A 14436-nucleotide genomic window follows, 5' to 3' on the forward strand; every position below is an offset into this window, starting at 1 on the left:
GCCAACTCCTTCTTCCCCCTTGTTCTTGTAAAAAACTGCCGGCGGTACGCCGGCCCCAGCACTCCGATGGCGGTACCGGCCCTTGCCGGTTCGGCCAGCAGCAAATGAAAGGGGGGAGGCCCGGCTGGGGCTGCAAAGCGCACCGGGGGCGGGGCCGGCATTCCGCCGCGACCAGCGGGAGCAGAGGAGAGCCGGCTCCGCCCCCGAGTAAGAGCCGCTGCCTGGGCCGGGCCGGCGCGGTGGGGTTTTGCGAGAAGGATAGAAAAGGCGCGACCAGCGGGAGCGGTGCGCAGCACGGCAGCGCAGCGGACCCCTGTATAGCCTGGCCCGCAGGGCTCGCCCGCATTGAGCATTTACATGTTCGGAAAAGCTTAACTGAATTTTTCCGCTTTACCCACGTCCGGATTGAGGTCAATCAGAATGCGGAGAGGGGCAAAGCCATCGGGCAGGAAATGGTCCAGATTGTTGTAGTCCCGATAACTTGCATCGCCTTTTTCTCGCGCGTAAACCTGGCGGTAAGCGGGCGTGTATATCTCGGCCGCACTGTACTTTTTTGCGGTCGGCGGCAAGGGGCGAGGGCAGCAGAAAATGCTCCGCAGCGGTTCCACCAGGTCAGGAAATACTTCGCTGAACTTCATCGGAGTGGTCCGAGTAACCGTTTTATGGATGTCGAGCGCTTTCACCAGGCTCAGGCCATAGTCTCCGATGGGGGCTACCCCGTGGCAATCCTCCTTCGTTGGGCGGGTCGATGGCAAGTTGGTCTTCGACTTCCCCACGTACAGCAAGTAAAACGCCTGACTGCCGAACAGCCGCTCGTGCAGCAGCAGCTTGTGCCACTGATGCAACTCACCCTTCACCTTTACTTTCAAGTCGTTGAATTCCCCTTCGTGCGACATTACCTTAGCTTGCAGCGCGTACCAATCGTACTGACCGGTCCCGTCCCCTATAAACAAATCAATGTCGTTGCCAAACGCGGTTTCCACCGGCCACGAAGTTTTGTACACCTTAACAGTGGCTGGACTGCTCCGATGAGTGAACCTTACCAAATCCAGGATGAAATGGTCGGTCATCCCCAACTCCGAGAAGCTCAGTTCATGGCGAAAAACATCCGAGAGGTGGCGGTATACCCGTTGGGATAAGTAGCTGGAATATTCACAAAGGCTCAAAGGCGGGTAGCCAAGCAGAATCGCCTCCAATACTGGGTCGTTTAACATCATCGGGGGGGGTAACTCAGGAAACCGAGCGTGCAATCTTGAGCATCGCCGCCGGCGAGTCGCCGAACTTGCACAGGGCCTCGCAGTGCTGGCGCAGCTCCGAAAACAGGATGTAGCGGATGGTCGCGCCGGCGGCTCGGATGGCCGGCCGCGAAAGCTGGGCCTGCACTTCCTTCTCACGGGCATCGGGCACCACTAAGTAGAGGGCCGTTTCGTGCTCGGGCATGGAGAACGCCAAGTCCGTCAGGCGCAGAATGCCGCTGTAGATGCTGGTGCTTTTCTCCACCTCAAAGGCCGCTACCACGCGGTTGGTGCCGGGCGCGAACCACACGATGTCGATGAGGCGGATGGTGCTGGCCACGTCGGCGGGCACGGGCAGCTCGGGGTGCTGGTCGACGCAGAGAAAGGAGAGCTTCTGCCCGCCGCAGAGGCGGTTGCGGTCGTTGATGGCCGTGGTCACGTCGCAGCCCAGGGCCTTGCCCACGCGCAGCAGGTGGTGCTGCATCTCGGTGTGCTGGTTTTCCTCCTGGGCCTCGGACTGCACCTCCTTGTGGCGCTTCTGGGCCTGCTGCTGGTACTTGTCGCGGTCCTCGTCGGTGGCAAATTGTTGGTCGCCGGCAATCATCTTCTTCACGCCCACGTCGAAAAGCAGCCCGCTCAGCGCGCCGTAGTCGAGGCTCAGGTGCTGGCGGTGCTCCTGATTAAGGTCGCGCAGCCGGTCGCGCATCCGCAGGTACTCGGACCAGGAGCCCAGCTTGATTTTCTCCCCAAACAGGGCGTTGAAGCCGTTGACGATGGCCGTGTTGCAGGGCGGCATCAGCGTGGGGTGCAGGAAGTAGAGGATGCTGGCCACGGCCGGCCCCAAGCCCTTGATTTTGCGGCGGTCCAGAATATTGATTTCGCGTAGCAACTGCTGCTCGGTGGTGGCCGCTAAGCAGCTTTCCAGGAATTGGCCGAAGGCGCGCTTGTTGTCCTCGTGCTCGTAGATGTCGGGGATGCGCAGCTTGGGCTTCCAGTAGAAGGGGTGCGCCGCGCCCTGGAACACCTGCTTCTGCTCGCTGATGACGCTGAGCACGAATTCGAGCGAGGTGCCCTTAAAGTCGTTACCGAAGCTGCCGGCCTTGATGTCTTTCACTACCTGCTGCACCCCGCGCCGGATGGAACGGAAGGCTTTCAGGCGCTCCTCGTTGTTGATGAACCAGGTGTTGTAAACGGACTCGGAATCAGCTTTGTATTGCTGGATAAGAGGCGGTAGCGCGGCGGACATAAAACGGGATAGGCCAATGGAACCACTAAGATGCGCAGAACCCCGGGGTCCGCAAGCCGACGCACTCGAAATCTGCCGCTAGGGCTGCCCATGGGGCGGAGATAGAGCCGGCGCATCGAGGTCGGAAAAACAAAAAGCAGCGGGCCGTCGGGCCCGCTGCTTCTGCTGGGGAGCGTAAACGGCGGGGCCTAATACCCTTTGTTCTTGAGCAGCCATTCTTGCATCTCCTTGATTTCCATCATCTGAGAATCAATAATTTGCTGCCCCAGAGCTTTGGTTTCCATATGCCGGCCCAAATCCAGAATGGCCTGAGAGGTTTCGATGGCGCTTTGGTGGTGGTCTTGCATGAGCTGGGCAAAATCGCGGTCGGTGTTGCCGGTAATCACCCGCAGGTCGTTGGCCCGCATCATTTTATCCATGGCCATCATCTGGCGGGTGTTGAACGCCGGCACGAGGGGCGTTTCCACCCGGTGCCCGGCCAGAAACGCGTTAAACTGCGTAATCTCGGCCTGTTGCGCGGCAATGATGCGGGTGGCCAAGTCCCGCATCTGGGTGTCCTTGCCGTTTTTCAATTCCTCCTGCGCCATCTTAATGGCTCCCTGATGGTGCATCACCATCATCATGGAGTAATCCTGGTCGGGGTCCTGGGTTTTGGCCATCCCGTCCATCATCTTCATCATGTCATGCATGATGGTCATCATGGTGTTCTGCTCGTGGGCCTGCACTTTCAGGCTATCAGAGTCGTCTTTGCTGCACGAAGTAGCGGCGAGGGATGCGGAGGCCAGCAGCAGGGCCAGCAAGGGAAGGCGAAAATGCTTTTTCATAAAATCGGGTCGAGGTGAAATTTATCTGCTGCTGAAACGGACTGGCGGCATCCAGGATTTACAGCAGTGAGGTCCCGACTTGCATAATTTCCATCACTAAATCAGCGAGTCTAGGCTGCGGCGGGCGTGGCTGGCGGGCCCCAGGCGCTGAAACTCGGTAGGGGTGAGGCCGGTCACCTGCCGGAACTGCCGCGAGAGGTGCGCCGGACTGCTGTAGCCCAGTTGCTGGGCCACTTCAGCCATGCTCAGCTCCCCGTAGCCAATCAGTTCCTTGGCCCGCTCCACCTTCTGGCGGATGATGAATTTCTCAATCGTGAGGCCTTCGGAAGCGGAGAACAAATGGGAAAGATAGTGGTAGTCCTTGCTCAGGTGCTCGACCAGATAATCCGAGTAGTTAAGCAGGCGCGGACCCGGCGGCGGATAGTGAATCAGGGCCACCAGCAGGGTTTTGATGCGGTCCACGAGCTGGTCGCGGGGGTCTTCCAGCAGCTCAAAGCCGGCCTCCTGCAGGCTGGCCCGGATGGCTGCCCAGTCGGGAGCCGCCCCGTCTGGCGTGGACACGTCGGCCTCGCCCAGCGCCACGCGGTGAACGTGCAGGCCCAGCACCGTCAGCTCCTCGCGTACCACCCGGATGCACTGCGGGCACACCATGTTCTTAATCAGCAGGCGGTGCGAGCCGGGCGGGGGCAGGACGTGGGTAATGCTAACGTCGGCGTGCATAGGGTGCGGCATTATTTCACGACCAGGCTACCCCGTAGCATGCCCATGCCGCAGGTAAACTCAAACTTGCCCGCCTGCTGGGGCAGCAGCTCCACCAGCGTGGTTTTGAACGCCGGTAAGTCGCGGCGGATGCTGAAATCGGGCATCAGCAGCTCCTCCGAGCAGCTATTTTCCTCGTCGCGGTAGAAGCTCAGCTGCACGGGCTTGCCGCGCTCCACCTCAATAACATCGGGCGAGTAGCCGCCCTTCACGGTGATGGCCACCTCCTGCACACCGCCGGAAGTAGACACGGCGCTGGCCGTCTGGCGGGCCGAAAAGAAGAAATACCACAGCACGAACGCAGCCAGGCTCAGGCCGGCGACGGTGACAATAATGGCGGTCGTATCCATAGCAGAGCGAGATTAATGGTTGTCGAAGCTGCGCAGGCGCAGCGAGTTGGTCAGCACCGATACCGAGCTCAGGGCCATGGCCCCGGCCGCCAGCATGGGCGAGAGCAGAATGCCGAAGAAGGGGTAGAGCAGCCCGGCCGCCACGGGAATGCCCAACGTGTTGTAAACGAAGGCGAAAAACAGGTTCTGCTTGATGGTGCGGATGGTCTGGCGGCTCAACTCGATAGCCGTTACCACCCCGTTCAGGTCGGAGCGCATGAGCGTAATGCCGGCGGCTTCCATCGCCACGTCGGTGCCCGAGCCGATGGCCAGCCCAATGTCGGCCTGGGCCAGCGCGGGCGCGTCGTTGATGCCGTCGCCCACCATGGCCACGGTGCGGCCCTCGGCTTGCAGCTCCTTCACCTTGCCGGCTTTGTCCTGGGGCAGCACCTCGGCAAAGTAGCGCGTGATGCCGACCTGCCCGGCCACCTGGGCCGCCGTTTCGGGGTTGTCGCCGGTCATCATCACCACCTCAATGCCCAGCGCCTGGAGCTTTTTGATGGCGGCGGCCGACGTGTCGCGCACGGTGTCGGCCACGCCCACCAAGCCCACGGCCTGGCCCGCCACGGCAATATAGAGCACGGTTTTGGCTTGGCTCAGCAGTTGCTCGGCCTGGGTAATGAGGGTAGGGGAGAGACTTACGCCCTCGTCGGCCAGCAGGCGGCGGTTGCCAATCAGCACGACCTGGCCGTTTACGGTGGCGGCAGCCCCTTTGCCTTCGACAGCCCGGAAGCCGGTAGCGGTCAGGCTGGCCGCGCCCTGCGCGTCGGCGTGGCGCACCACGGCCTCGGCCAGCGGGTGCTCGCTCTGGCGCTCGACGGCGGCCACCACCGGCAGCAGCTGGCTCGCTTCCTGGCCGGGCAGCGTCCAGAAATCCGTCACGGCGGGCTCGCCCTTGGTGATGGTGCCCGTTTTATCGAGCAGCACGGTGTTTACCTGGTAGGCTTTTTCCAGCGCCTCGGCGTTGCGCACCAGCACGCCGTGCTCAGCGCCCTTGCCAGTGCTCACCATGATGGCCGTGGGCGTGGCCAGCCCCAGCGCGCACGGGCAGGCAATGATGAGCACGGCCACGAAGTTGACCAGCGCCAGCGGCAGGCGGGTGCCGGCCGGGGCCAGGTCGAACCAGATGACGAACGTGAGAATGGCAATGACCACCACCGTGGGCACGAAGATGGCGCTGACCTTATCGGCCAGTCGCTGAATGGGCGCGCGGCTACCCTGGGCGTCCTCCACCAGCTTCACAATCTGCGAGAGCATGGTATCAGCGCCCACTTTGGTGACGCGGAAGCGGAAGGAGCCGGTCTTGTTGAGGGTGGCCCCAAACACGGGGTCGCCGGCTTTTTTCTCCACCGGCAGGCTTTCGCCCGTCAGCATGGCCTCGTCAATAGAGGACTGGCCATCAGTTATTTCACCGTCGGTGGCCACCTTCTCGCCGGGGCGCACTACCACAACATCACCCAGCTGCACCTGCTCGATGGGCACGTCGACTTCCGCGCCATCGGGGCGCACCACGCGGGCTGTTTTGGCTTGCAGGCCGATGAGGCTGCGCATGGCCGCCGAGGTCTGGGTCTTGGCCCGCAGCTCCATTACCTTACCCAGCAGAATCAGGGCAATGATGGTGGCGGTGGTATCGTAGTACACTTCGGGCATGATGCCCCGGCTGGTGAAGAAGCCAGGTACCACCGTGGCCGCCAGGCTGTAGAGAAACGCCGCGCCGGTGCCCACGGCAATGAGCGTATCCATGTTGGCCGCCCGGTGCTTGAAACCGTTCCAGGCCGACACGTAGAACTCGCGTCCGCTGTATAGTAGCACGGGTAGCGTAAGCAGCAACAGGGTATAGTTGAGCCACTGCACGTTCACGCGCTGCATCATCGCCGGCCAGAGCATGAGCATACTCAGCGGCATGATGACTACTACCAGCCCCACGGCCACCCAGAAACGGCGCTTGAGCTTCTGGTACGCCAGGGCTTTCTGGCGGTCGATTTCGGCGCTACGCTCGGCGGCGCTGGTATCGGGGGCGCGCTCGGCTACGCCGTAGCCGGCGTTGATGACGGCTTCCTTCAGCGTAGCTGGGGAGGCCTGGGTGGGCACGTAGTCCACGGTGGCCTTCTCGGTGGCAAAGTTGACCAGCGCCCGCTGCACGCCGGGCGTGCGGCTGAGCGACTTCTCGACGAAGGCCGCACACGAAGCGCAGGTCATGCCTTCAATGTCGAGGGTTTCGGTTTTAGTGGCAGGTTCCATAGCAAGCGGTGTAAAACATGGTTTTTGAGCCGTTTAGCCAGTTGGCGCAAGCCCATAATCACCCTACAAAGGAACGGCTGTCGAGGACCGAAGTTGGTACTAAATACCGCCCCAGAATTGCATAATTTGACGGATTGCCGGGGTCCTTCCTTTGAGAAGAAAAGGCCCCGGCAGCCGCTATGAGGGGTTCTGGAAGAGGTAGCGCCCTTGCTGCTTTTCCAGGTGGTCATGCACAAACCACGGGATGCGGCGGATATTCTTCACATAATCCGGGGCACCACCCGGCACCTGATAAGCACCCAGCTCGGTGGTGAAATTGGGCAGCACATTCATGAAGTGCTTGATGGCGGCTTCTTTCAGGCTATGCCGGTAGGGGTTGCCAAAAATCAGGTTAAAGCCCTCGCCGAGCGACCAGCTATTGGACACGTCCTTTTCGAAAAACCGGCTGTGCTTGTCGTACTGGTTCGTGAGCACCACCAAATCAACGTTCTGGTACAAGGAGCGGTCCGTGAACGGCGTGGGGGTAAACAAACCCTTGTGCTCCCACAGGTAGTTGAACCAGCGCTGCAGGTCTTCTGCGTCGCCGCAGCCCACCACCAGCACATTCAGGTGCTGCTCGTCGACTGGCGGGCCAAACTTTTCGTGGGCTGATTCGAGAAAGTCCTTCAGGCTGTTGTCCATGTTTTTGGCCGTCAGGTGCGGCTTGGTCGCCTCGCCGCGTTTGGCCAGGCCTTCGTCCAGTGCCGCCGAAACAACGGCCATGGCTTCTTGCCCACGGTCGGGCAGCCGGCCGGCGGTTTCGTACTTGAAGGCATCCTGGCTGTCTACCTTTTCTTTGGCTTTGAAGTCCGAGCACTTCACTTCCACGTTGAACGTGAAGCCCTCGTCCATAAACACGCAGTCCACGTCCTTATCGTTGGCGGGGTTGATTTTCGCTTCCACGCGAAAACCGGTGGGAAACCGCTCGCCGAAATACCGTACCACCGTGGTTTCAACGGCGTATTGGATAAACGTTTTCTCGTTAAATGGCTGCGGCTTAAGCAGCATCTTCTCGGCGCACCAAAAGGTAAATTCCTTGGGCGTGAGGGCCTGCTTCAATACGGTTCCGGCTTGCAGAAAACCCGTGAAGTAAGAGTGGTCGGTGCTTTTGGCCCGTACCAGGTAATGATTCGTAAGCGAAGCAATTTCGTCTACGCGGTTGCTGAGTTCTTCCATGAGAAGGGTTAATTGTAGAAAAATTATTGAGTGGAGTAGCAGCCCTGAGGCGATGTACTCCGCTCGATGATGAATACGAAATCCAACACTCCTTCTAGAAACTGAGCAACTAAAAGTTGTCGGCGTAGCCTGAATTTCTCAGGATGTTATATCAGTTGAGCTTATAAAATCGCGCATTCGGCTTGCATAATTTTGCTGCTGCTCCTCATCTAATATCCGCTCAGCACTTCCACAAATGAACCTGAGGCTTTTAGAATCGTTGTTTTACCTCTTCCTATCCGCAAGCTGGATTTGGCTGCCCGAACCCTTCCGCGACGTTGCGGGTAAAGAAGCAGCTTTACTCTTCTGAGCAGATACCTCTAATTTTGCGGTTGCTTCATGCCCGTTATGTTCCGTAGCCTGTACCCCTTCCGCCGTTTGCTGGCAACGAGCTTCCTGCTCGTCTTCGTCAACGTGTTCGTGGGGCAGTGCTGGTGCGCGACGGTCAACCCGCTGCCGCCGGCTCCGCCAATGGCGACCGTGGAACACCACCAGGCCGAGAAGCCAGCGCACCCAGGCTGCCACGGCCACGGCGCGGTGGCAACTCACCACAGCAAGCACGGCCATGCGCCCAAGTCGACACGCAGCCACGACTGCTGCAAGGACAAGTCGGCGTCGCTGCTGTCCTCGCTGACGACACCCGCCCAGAAGCACTTATTCCTGCCCGCCCCGGCTGTGTTGCCGGCGGCTATCGAGTTTCATTTCCGGCCCCTGGCTGCTAAGTGGGACCGCACGGCTACGGTGGCCCTGGTTCCGCCCCGGCACCTCAAGCCCAAAATACCCGACATCCGCATCTTCATCCAGTCGCTGACTGTCTGATTTTTCCGACGCGCTAAGGCTCGCGCCGGCGTAGCTGTGCTATGTCCGGGGCGGGCCTTTTCGTTTGCTCGCCCGCGTGGCCCGGCCGCGCCCCCTTCCCCCATTTTCCTGGTTTTGCCTCCCCCTGCAACGCAGCGTTGCGGTCGGGAGCATGATACACCGCTCACTCGTGGGCCGGGCTGTCGCTGGCTGCCCTACCCCTTGCCGCAACCCCAAGCCTACCCCGGTACCGCCCACCGCTTACCCGTTCCCCGTGCCTACTGCTTCCTCATTTGCACCTGTTGCTGCCAGTTGTGTGCTTTACATCAAGCACATGGTCTGCGCGCGCGGTATTCGGGTGGTGCGGAGGGAATTGGAAATCCTGGGGCTGCGGGTGCTCGACGTGCGGCTGGGGGCGGCCACGGTGGCTGGCACGGCGGAAAGCCTGGATTGGCCGCGCATTCGCCAGGCCCTGACTACGGCCGGCTTCGCGCTGCTCGAAGACCCGGCGCACCAGCGGGTAGCCCGGATAAAACAGGCCGTGACAACTCTGCTGCGCCGCCCCGATACGCTGCGGCACCGCGACTTTATGCCCGCGCTGGCGCTGGAAACCGGCCTGAGTGTCCGCCGGCTGCACGCCTGCTTTGCCCGGCTGCCGGGCCACGACAGCCTGCTCAGCTACATCACGCGGCAGCGGGTGACGTATGCCCAGGAGCTGCTGGCTACCTCGCGGTCCGGCATCGGGCGCATTGCCCGGCAGCTGGGCTACGGCAGCCTGGCGCACTTCTCGGGGCAGTTTCGGCGGTTTGCGCAGTGCTCGCCCTCGGCCTACCGGCAGCAGCTGGAAACTGCTGCTGCGTCCACAGCGCCAAATGATGCAAGCCACGGGTTATTTGATGCAAAACCGGAAGCGGCTTCGCCAGTATAGGAAGGAGTCAACAACGCTCGTTTACTTCCAATCCCCTTTCCTATGCACACCCAAAACCAAGCCCTCCTCGACGCCCTCAATGCCTGCATCGCCGCCTGCGAGCACTGCGCCACCGCCTGCCTGCAGGAAGATGATGTGAAAATGATGGCTCGCTGTATTAGCCTCGACCGCGACTGCGCCGACATCTGCGCCCTCACGGCCCGCTACGTGGCCCGCGGCTCGGAGCACGCCGCGCACCTGCTCGGCGAGTGCGCCGAAATCTGCAAGGCCTGCGGCGATGAGTGCGCCCAGCACACGCACATGCAACATTGCCAGGAGTGCGCCGAGGCCTGCCGCCGCTGTGAAGCTGCCTGCCGCCAAGGGCTGCAAGCAGCCTAAACCGGCGGTAGTGGCGGCCTAAAATCATGCAAGCCCGGAGCGCAATTCTGCACCCTCCAAGGGTCACTTTGGCCGTCTCTTTGCGTGTTGTATAGTCACCGGCCCGGCTTTGGGCCGCTTCACTCATCGCCTCATGAAAACGCTTCAATTCAAAACCAACATCAACTGCGGCGGCTGCATCAAGGCCGTTACGCCCACGCTCAACCAGCAGGCCGGGGCCGGCAACTGGCAGGTGGACACGGCCAACCCCAACAAGATTCTGACCGTCACGTCCGACCAGCTCACCCCGGCCCAGGTCGTGCAGGCGGTCGAAGGGGCTGGCTTCAAGATTCAGGCAGCCTAGCCGCGAAAGTCACCTCTGAAAAACGCCCGGTTCTGCCGGGCGTTTTTATTGGCGGCTTACTCAACGAAGCGGCATAGGCGGGCAGGGACAGGGCGCTTGCGCGAAGCTGAGCCGCACCCAAAATTATGCAAGCCAAGGCAGCAATTATGCATAATCGACGCTTGAACGCTCCCGTAAAATTGGGTTCTTGTCAATGGGCTGGCCTTCACTGGGCAGCCACTATCATCACCTTATGTCACCAAAACCTACCCTAGCGGTGGGGCTGGCCTTACTGCTGAGCGCCTGCTCGGCCAGCAACACCACCACCGAGCCTCGCAAGGAAGTCAGCTACATCCGGGGGCCTTACAATGCGGCCTTTTTCCGGCGGCACGGGCCGTCGGAGGCCTATTCGGGCGGCTTCCACTTCCACCACGGGCGCGAGCACGACGTGCTGCTGCAAACCAAGCTGGCCGACCGCGAAAAGGTGGATGCCGACTTCGATGCGCAGGTGTTCGACTACGTGAAGAACCAGAAAACCAAGGTGGGGCCGACCATGGAGCTGTTCGGGCCCTACACGGCGCGGGTGATGTGGAAGCTGTTTCGGACCATCGACTGGACCCACCAGCACCACGAGCAGACCTACGACATCATGGCCAGCCAGCGCGTGGCCTGGGACAAGAAAAAGGAGTGGACCGACCGTGCCGTGCGCCTCTACCTCAAGCGCAACGCGGGAGTAGCCCGCTCGGTGGCCCCGCTCGACATCACCATGCGGCGGGCGGCCACCATGATGAAGCCCTACTTCACCTACTACCGCAACTTCTACCCCAAATCAAACTCGCAGGCCTGGGTGGCGCACTGGTGGCACCCGGCTGCTTATGAGGCCCAGATGATAAGCGGCAACGCCGACGGCGGCCAGGAGGCAGCCCTCAAGGCGGTGAATGACCTCATGTTCAACGAGGTGTACAAGAACCGGCCGCAGCGCATGCTACTGAGCCGCGAGTTGATGCCGCGCTACGCGCGCATGTCGCCCGAGTCGGCCAATATCTTCGACAACCTGCACATGCTCCACGGCCTGGCTTATGATATCCTGAGCTACGAGGGCTGGACCGAGCAGCAGCAGCGCGACGAGCTGTACCGCGTCATCGACGCCATGAGCTACCAGCCCGGCGACGAAAAGTACGTGCGCAAGTTCGACCTGCCCTATCCCGACGTGGACCCGCGCCAGTACCCCGCCTGGATGGCCAGCCCAGAAGGCTCTATGTCGAAAATCATGATGGAGATGATGATGGAAATGATGCCGTTGATGATGCCCGACATGGCCCCGGACATGAAGGAGAAGATGATGGCCCAGTTCCAGATGAAGATGCGCCCCGGCATGGAGCCCGGCGAAATCGAAGGCTCGCTGCACGACGCCATGATGAAAATGATGCCCGACATGAAGATGATGCCCGGCGCGCTGGAGCCCGGCAAAACGCCCGAGATGATGCGCGACGCCATGCTCAAGGGCTGGCAGGAAAAGTACGGCAACATGCCCGACGCGCCCCCGCTCGACATGAGCCACGAGCCCACCTTGGCCGCCTTTGGCCGCTAGGGCTCCTTTCGTCTTCTTCTCATCCTCTTGCCGTTACTTCCTATGCCAACATTTATTTCGGTGCGCCGCCTGCTGCTGGCCGGTGCTTGCCTGCTGGGCCTCACGCCGCTGGCCCACGCCCAATCCGACCAGATTAACCTCGACGCCGGGCTACCCACCCGCCTCGAAGATGCCTACCCCACGGCCTGGGGCAACCGCGAGTTCCAACTGCCGGTGCGCTACCAGCGCAGCCGCCAGGGCGACAACCTGGTGCAATACACGCCTACGCTGGAGTTTGGCCCCTTTCGCAACACCCAGCTGGCCGTGGCCGTGCCCATCTACTCGGGCAACGGCGACCGGTCAGGCAGCGGCAACGTGCAGGTGTCGGGCCTCTATAACTTCAACACCGAAGGCAAGTTCCTGCCCGCCCTGGCCCTGGCCGGCACGCTCACCGTGCCCACCGGCCTGCGCAGCGAAGGCACCGACTACAACGGTCGCTTCATCCTCACCAAGAGCTTCCTGGGCACCCTCAACCGGCTGCACCTCAACGTAGTGTACTTTCACAACAGCCAGCCCGGCGTGCTGGCCGAAGGCAATGAGCTGAAGCAGGAGCGCCTCGACCGCTTTGCCCTGCTGGTGGGCTACTCCACGCGCATCAGCCCGCAGTCGTCGCTGGTGCTGGACTTCGTGCGCGAGCAGCGCCGCTTCCGGGGCGAGTTGGGCTCGTCGTTGGAAGCCGGCCTGCGCCGGCAGATGAACCCGCGGCTGGTGCTGAGCGCGGGCGCTTCGGCCGGCCTGGGCACCGACGCCGACAAGTTCACGGCTACGCTCGGCCTGCAACACGCTTTTTAACCCAACCGCGCCCATGACCATTACCCGCCAAACCCTACTGCTGTGGTGGGGGCTCACCGTCACGGTGGCCTACCTGCTGACCGAATATTTTGGCCATACCCTGAAACATGGCCACGGCGCGGTGCTCTGGACCTGGACCGGGGCCATGCTGATTCCGGTGCTGCTCACCCTGGCCCTGGGCCAGCGGGCCAACGCGCTAGTCTGGGTGTGGGCCGGGGCCACCGTGCTGGCCATGGCCGAAAACTTCGCTGCCCACGCCGCTGAGGCCAAGCCGCTGATGCTATTCAGCTTTCACGCCCTGTGGTTTCTGTTTGGCGCGGCGGGCTTCGCCTACACCGCCGTGGTGGTAGACGGTCGCTCCCGCAAGCAGCTGTACGCGGCGGCGGCCGTGCTCAACCTGGTGGGGGCTGTGCTGGTGCTGCTCAACCACGATTTTCTGAAAGGCTACCAGTATATAGTGCTGGCCCTCATTCAGGGCGTGCCCATGCTACTCGACGTGCCGCTGCGCCGGCAGCACGAGGCGCAGAATCAGTAACTTGCCCTAGGCACATAACCTTCTTTCCTCACGCCCTTTCCCCTTCTCCCGTGGAGCATAAAAAGCCTTATTCCCGTTTTTTCCTGATGCTGGCGACCTCGCTGGTGGCCATGTACGCCGTGATGTACCTCAACGTATACGAGTGGGACCACGTGTACTTCAGCCTCACCCGCGTGTACATGGCCTTGCTCATGCTGGTACCCATGACCCTGATTATGATGGGCTTTATGTGGAGCATGTACCCCAATAAGCAGCGCAACGCCCTGATTATGGGCGGCAGCCTGGTGGCCTTCGTAGTGGTCCTCATTATGGTGCGCTCCCAAACCTTCGTGGACGATAAGCTCTGGATGAAGGCCATGATTCCGCACCACTCCATCGCCATCATGGTCAGCAAGCGCGCCACCATTAAAGACCCCGAGGTCCGCACGCTGGCCGATAGCATCATCTCGGCCCAGGAGCGCGAGATTGGCCAGATGAAGCGGATGCTGGCCCGGCTGGAACGGGAGCGGGCGGCCAAGTAGCCGGCGGCTGGCGAGGCCCGCCACCCGGAAATTATGCCAGGTTTGCGCAAGAATTGTGTAAATCCTGGCCTGGCCCGCCGCCGTACCTTTGTAAGTGGCTACTTATAACGCCCAACCTGCCCGCGTGAAACGCTTCCTTAGTTTGTTTTTGCTGTTGAGCTACCTGTTGTCCAGCCCCGGGCTGGTGTACAGCATGCACTTCTGCGGGCAAACGCTGACGGAGGTTTCGGTGGCCAAGGAAGCGGCCTGCTGCTGCCCCGTGCCCAAAAAGCCCACCGGCTGCTGCCACGACCAGAAGGTGACCAGCACCGTCAAGGACGTGAAGCTGACCAGCGCGCAGCTCAAGCTGCCCGTGCCGGCGGCCGTGCCCGCCCCGGCCCCGCTGCGCCTGGCCTACCGGCTGCCAGCTCCCACCTACCCGCCCGAAGCGCCGGCCGCGCCGCGGGCGGCTACGGCCGTCCCGCCGCCTGACTGCCCCGCCTACGTGCGGGACCATGCTTTCCTGATTTAGCTTCTGGGTGCTGCCTTGTTCCCCCGGCCGATTGGTCGCGGGGCTTTTATGCGTGCGCTTAGCAGTAACTATC

At 61.6% G+C, this 14436-nt stretch carries 16 protein-coding genes; 9 read left to right on the top strand and 7 right to left on the bottom strand.

Features of this window, described 5'->3' with window-relative positions; translation table 11 throughout:
- Positions 1–371: 371 nt before the first annotated feature.
- From I7X13_RS20090 to I7X13_RS20120, 7 genes are all read right to left on the bottom strand, one after another.
- Entirely contained in the window at positions 372–1217 is an 846-nt protein-coding gene (locus tag I7X13_RS20090) for a DUF6615 family protein (protein ID WP_198076845.1), read from the bottom strand.
- A gap of 13 nt (positions 1218–1230) precedes the next feature.
- Entirely contained in the window at positions 1231–2481 is a 1251-nt protein-coding gene (locus I7X13_RS20095) for a hypothetical protein (RefSeq protein ID WP_198076846.1), read from the bottom strand.
- Positions 2482–2669: 188 nt separating this feature from the next.
- Entirely contained in the window at positions 2670–3305 is a 636-nt protein-coding gene (locus I7X13_RS20100) for a DUF305 domain-containing protein (protein ID WP_198076847.1), read from the bottom strand.
- Between the two features lie 96 nt (positions 3306–3401).
- Complete coding sequence (locus tag I7X13_RS20105) at positions 3402–4025, bottom strand: helix-turn-helix domain-containing protein (RefSeq protein WP_198076848.1); 624 nt, start codon at positions 4023–4025, stop codon at positions 3402–3404.
- 11 nt (positions 4026–4036) lie between these two features.
- Positions 4037–4414: a cupredoxin domain-containing protein gene (locus tag I7X13_RS20110; RefSeq protein ID WP_198076849.1), complete on the bottom strand. Its 378-nt coding sequence runs from the start codon at positions 4412–4414 to the stop codon at positions 4037–4039.
- Between the two features lie 12 nt (positions 4415–4426).
- The gene (locus I7X13_RS20115; RefSeq protein ID WP_198076850.1) at positions 4427–6694 is read right to left on the bottom strand and encodes a heavy metal translocating P-type ATPase; all 2268 of its coding nucleotides are present in this window, start codon (positions 6692–6694) and stop codon (positions 4427–4429) included.
- Positions 6695–6871: 177 nt separating this feature from the next.
- Positions 6872–7909 (bottom strand): hypothetical protein, encoded by a 1038-nt coding sequence (locus tag I7X13_RS20120; RefSeq protein WP_198076851.1) that lies wholly within the window; start codon positions 7907–7909, stop codon positions 6872–6874.
- 378 nt (positions 7910–8287) lie between these two features.
- Between I7X13_RS20120 and I7X13_RS20125 the strand changes: the two genes are divergently transcribed.
- From I7X13_RS20125 to I7X13_RS20165, 9 genes are all read left to right on the top strand, one after another.
- Complete coding sequence (locus I7X13_RS20125; RefSeq protein ID WP_198076852.1) at positions 8288–8767, top strand: hypothetical protein; 480 nt, start codon at positions 8288–8290, stop codon at positions 8765–8767.
- A 253-nt stretch (positions 8768–9020) separates the two neighbouring features.
- The gene (locus tag I7X13_RS21965; protein ID WP_198076853.1) at positions 9021–9674 is read left to right on the top strand and encodes a helix-turn-helix domain-containing protein; all 654 of its coding nucleotides are present in this window, start codon (positions 9021–9023) and stop codon (positions 9672–9674) included.
- A gap of 42 nt (positions 9675–9716) precedes the next feature.
- A complete protein-coding gene (locus tag I7X13_RS20135; protein ID WP_198076854.1) occupies positions 9717–10052 on the top strand; it encodes a four-helix bundle copper-binding protein in 336 nt (111 codons plus the stop codon).
- 133 nt (positions 10053–10185) lie between these two features.
- Complete coding sequence (locus I7X13_RS20140) at positions 10186–10395, top strand: heavy-metal-associated domain-containing protein (protein WP_198076855.1); 210 nt, start codon at positions 10186–10188, stop codon at positions 10393–10395.
- A 232-nt stretch (positions 10396–10627) separates the two neighbouring features.
- Complete coding sequence (locus I7X13_RS20145) at positions 10628–11965, top strand: hypothetical protein (RefSeq protein ID WP_198076856.1); 1338 nt, start codon at positions 10628–10630, stop codon at positions 11963–11965.
- Positions 11966–12007: 42 nt separating this feature from the next.
- The gene (locus tag I7X13_RS20150; protein WP_198076857.1) at positions 12008–12796 is read left to right on the top strand and encodes a hypothetical protein; all 789 of its coding nucleotides are present in this window, start codon (positions 12008–12010) and stop codon (positions 12794–12796) included.
- 13 nt (positions 12797–12809) lie between these two features.
- Complete coding sequence (locus I7X13_RS20155; protein WP_198076858.1) at positions 12810–13331, top strand: hypothetical protein; 522 nt, start codon at positions 12810–12812, stop codon at positions 13329–13331.
- Positions 13332–13381: 50 nt separating this feature from the next.
- On the top strand, positions 13382–13852 hold the full coding sequence (locus I7X13_RS20160; protein WP_317191596.1) for a DUF305 domain-containing protein: 471 nt from the start codon (positions 13382–13384) through the stop codon (positions 13850–13852).
- A 124-nt stretch (positions 13853–13976) separates the two neighbouring features.
- Entirely contained in the window at positions 13977–14363 is a 387-nt protein-coding gene (locus I7X13_RS20165; RefSeq protein WP_198076859.1) for an HYC_CC_PP family protein, read from the top strand.
- Positions 14364–14436 lie beyond the last annotated feature (73 nt).

It is taken from the genome of Hymenobacter negativus, from assembly GCF_016056375.1.
GTDB classification, from domain to species: domain Bacteria; phylum Bacteroidota; class Bacteroidia; order Cytophagales; family Hymenobacteraceae; genus Hymenobacter; species Hymenobacter negativus_A.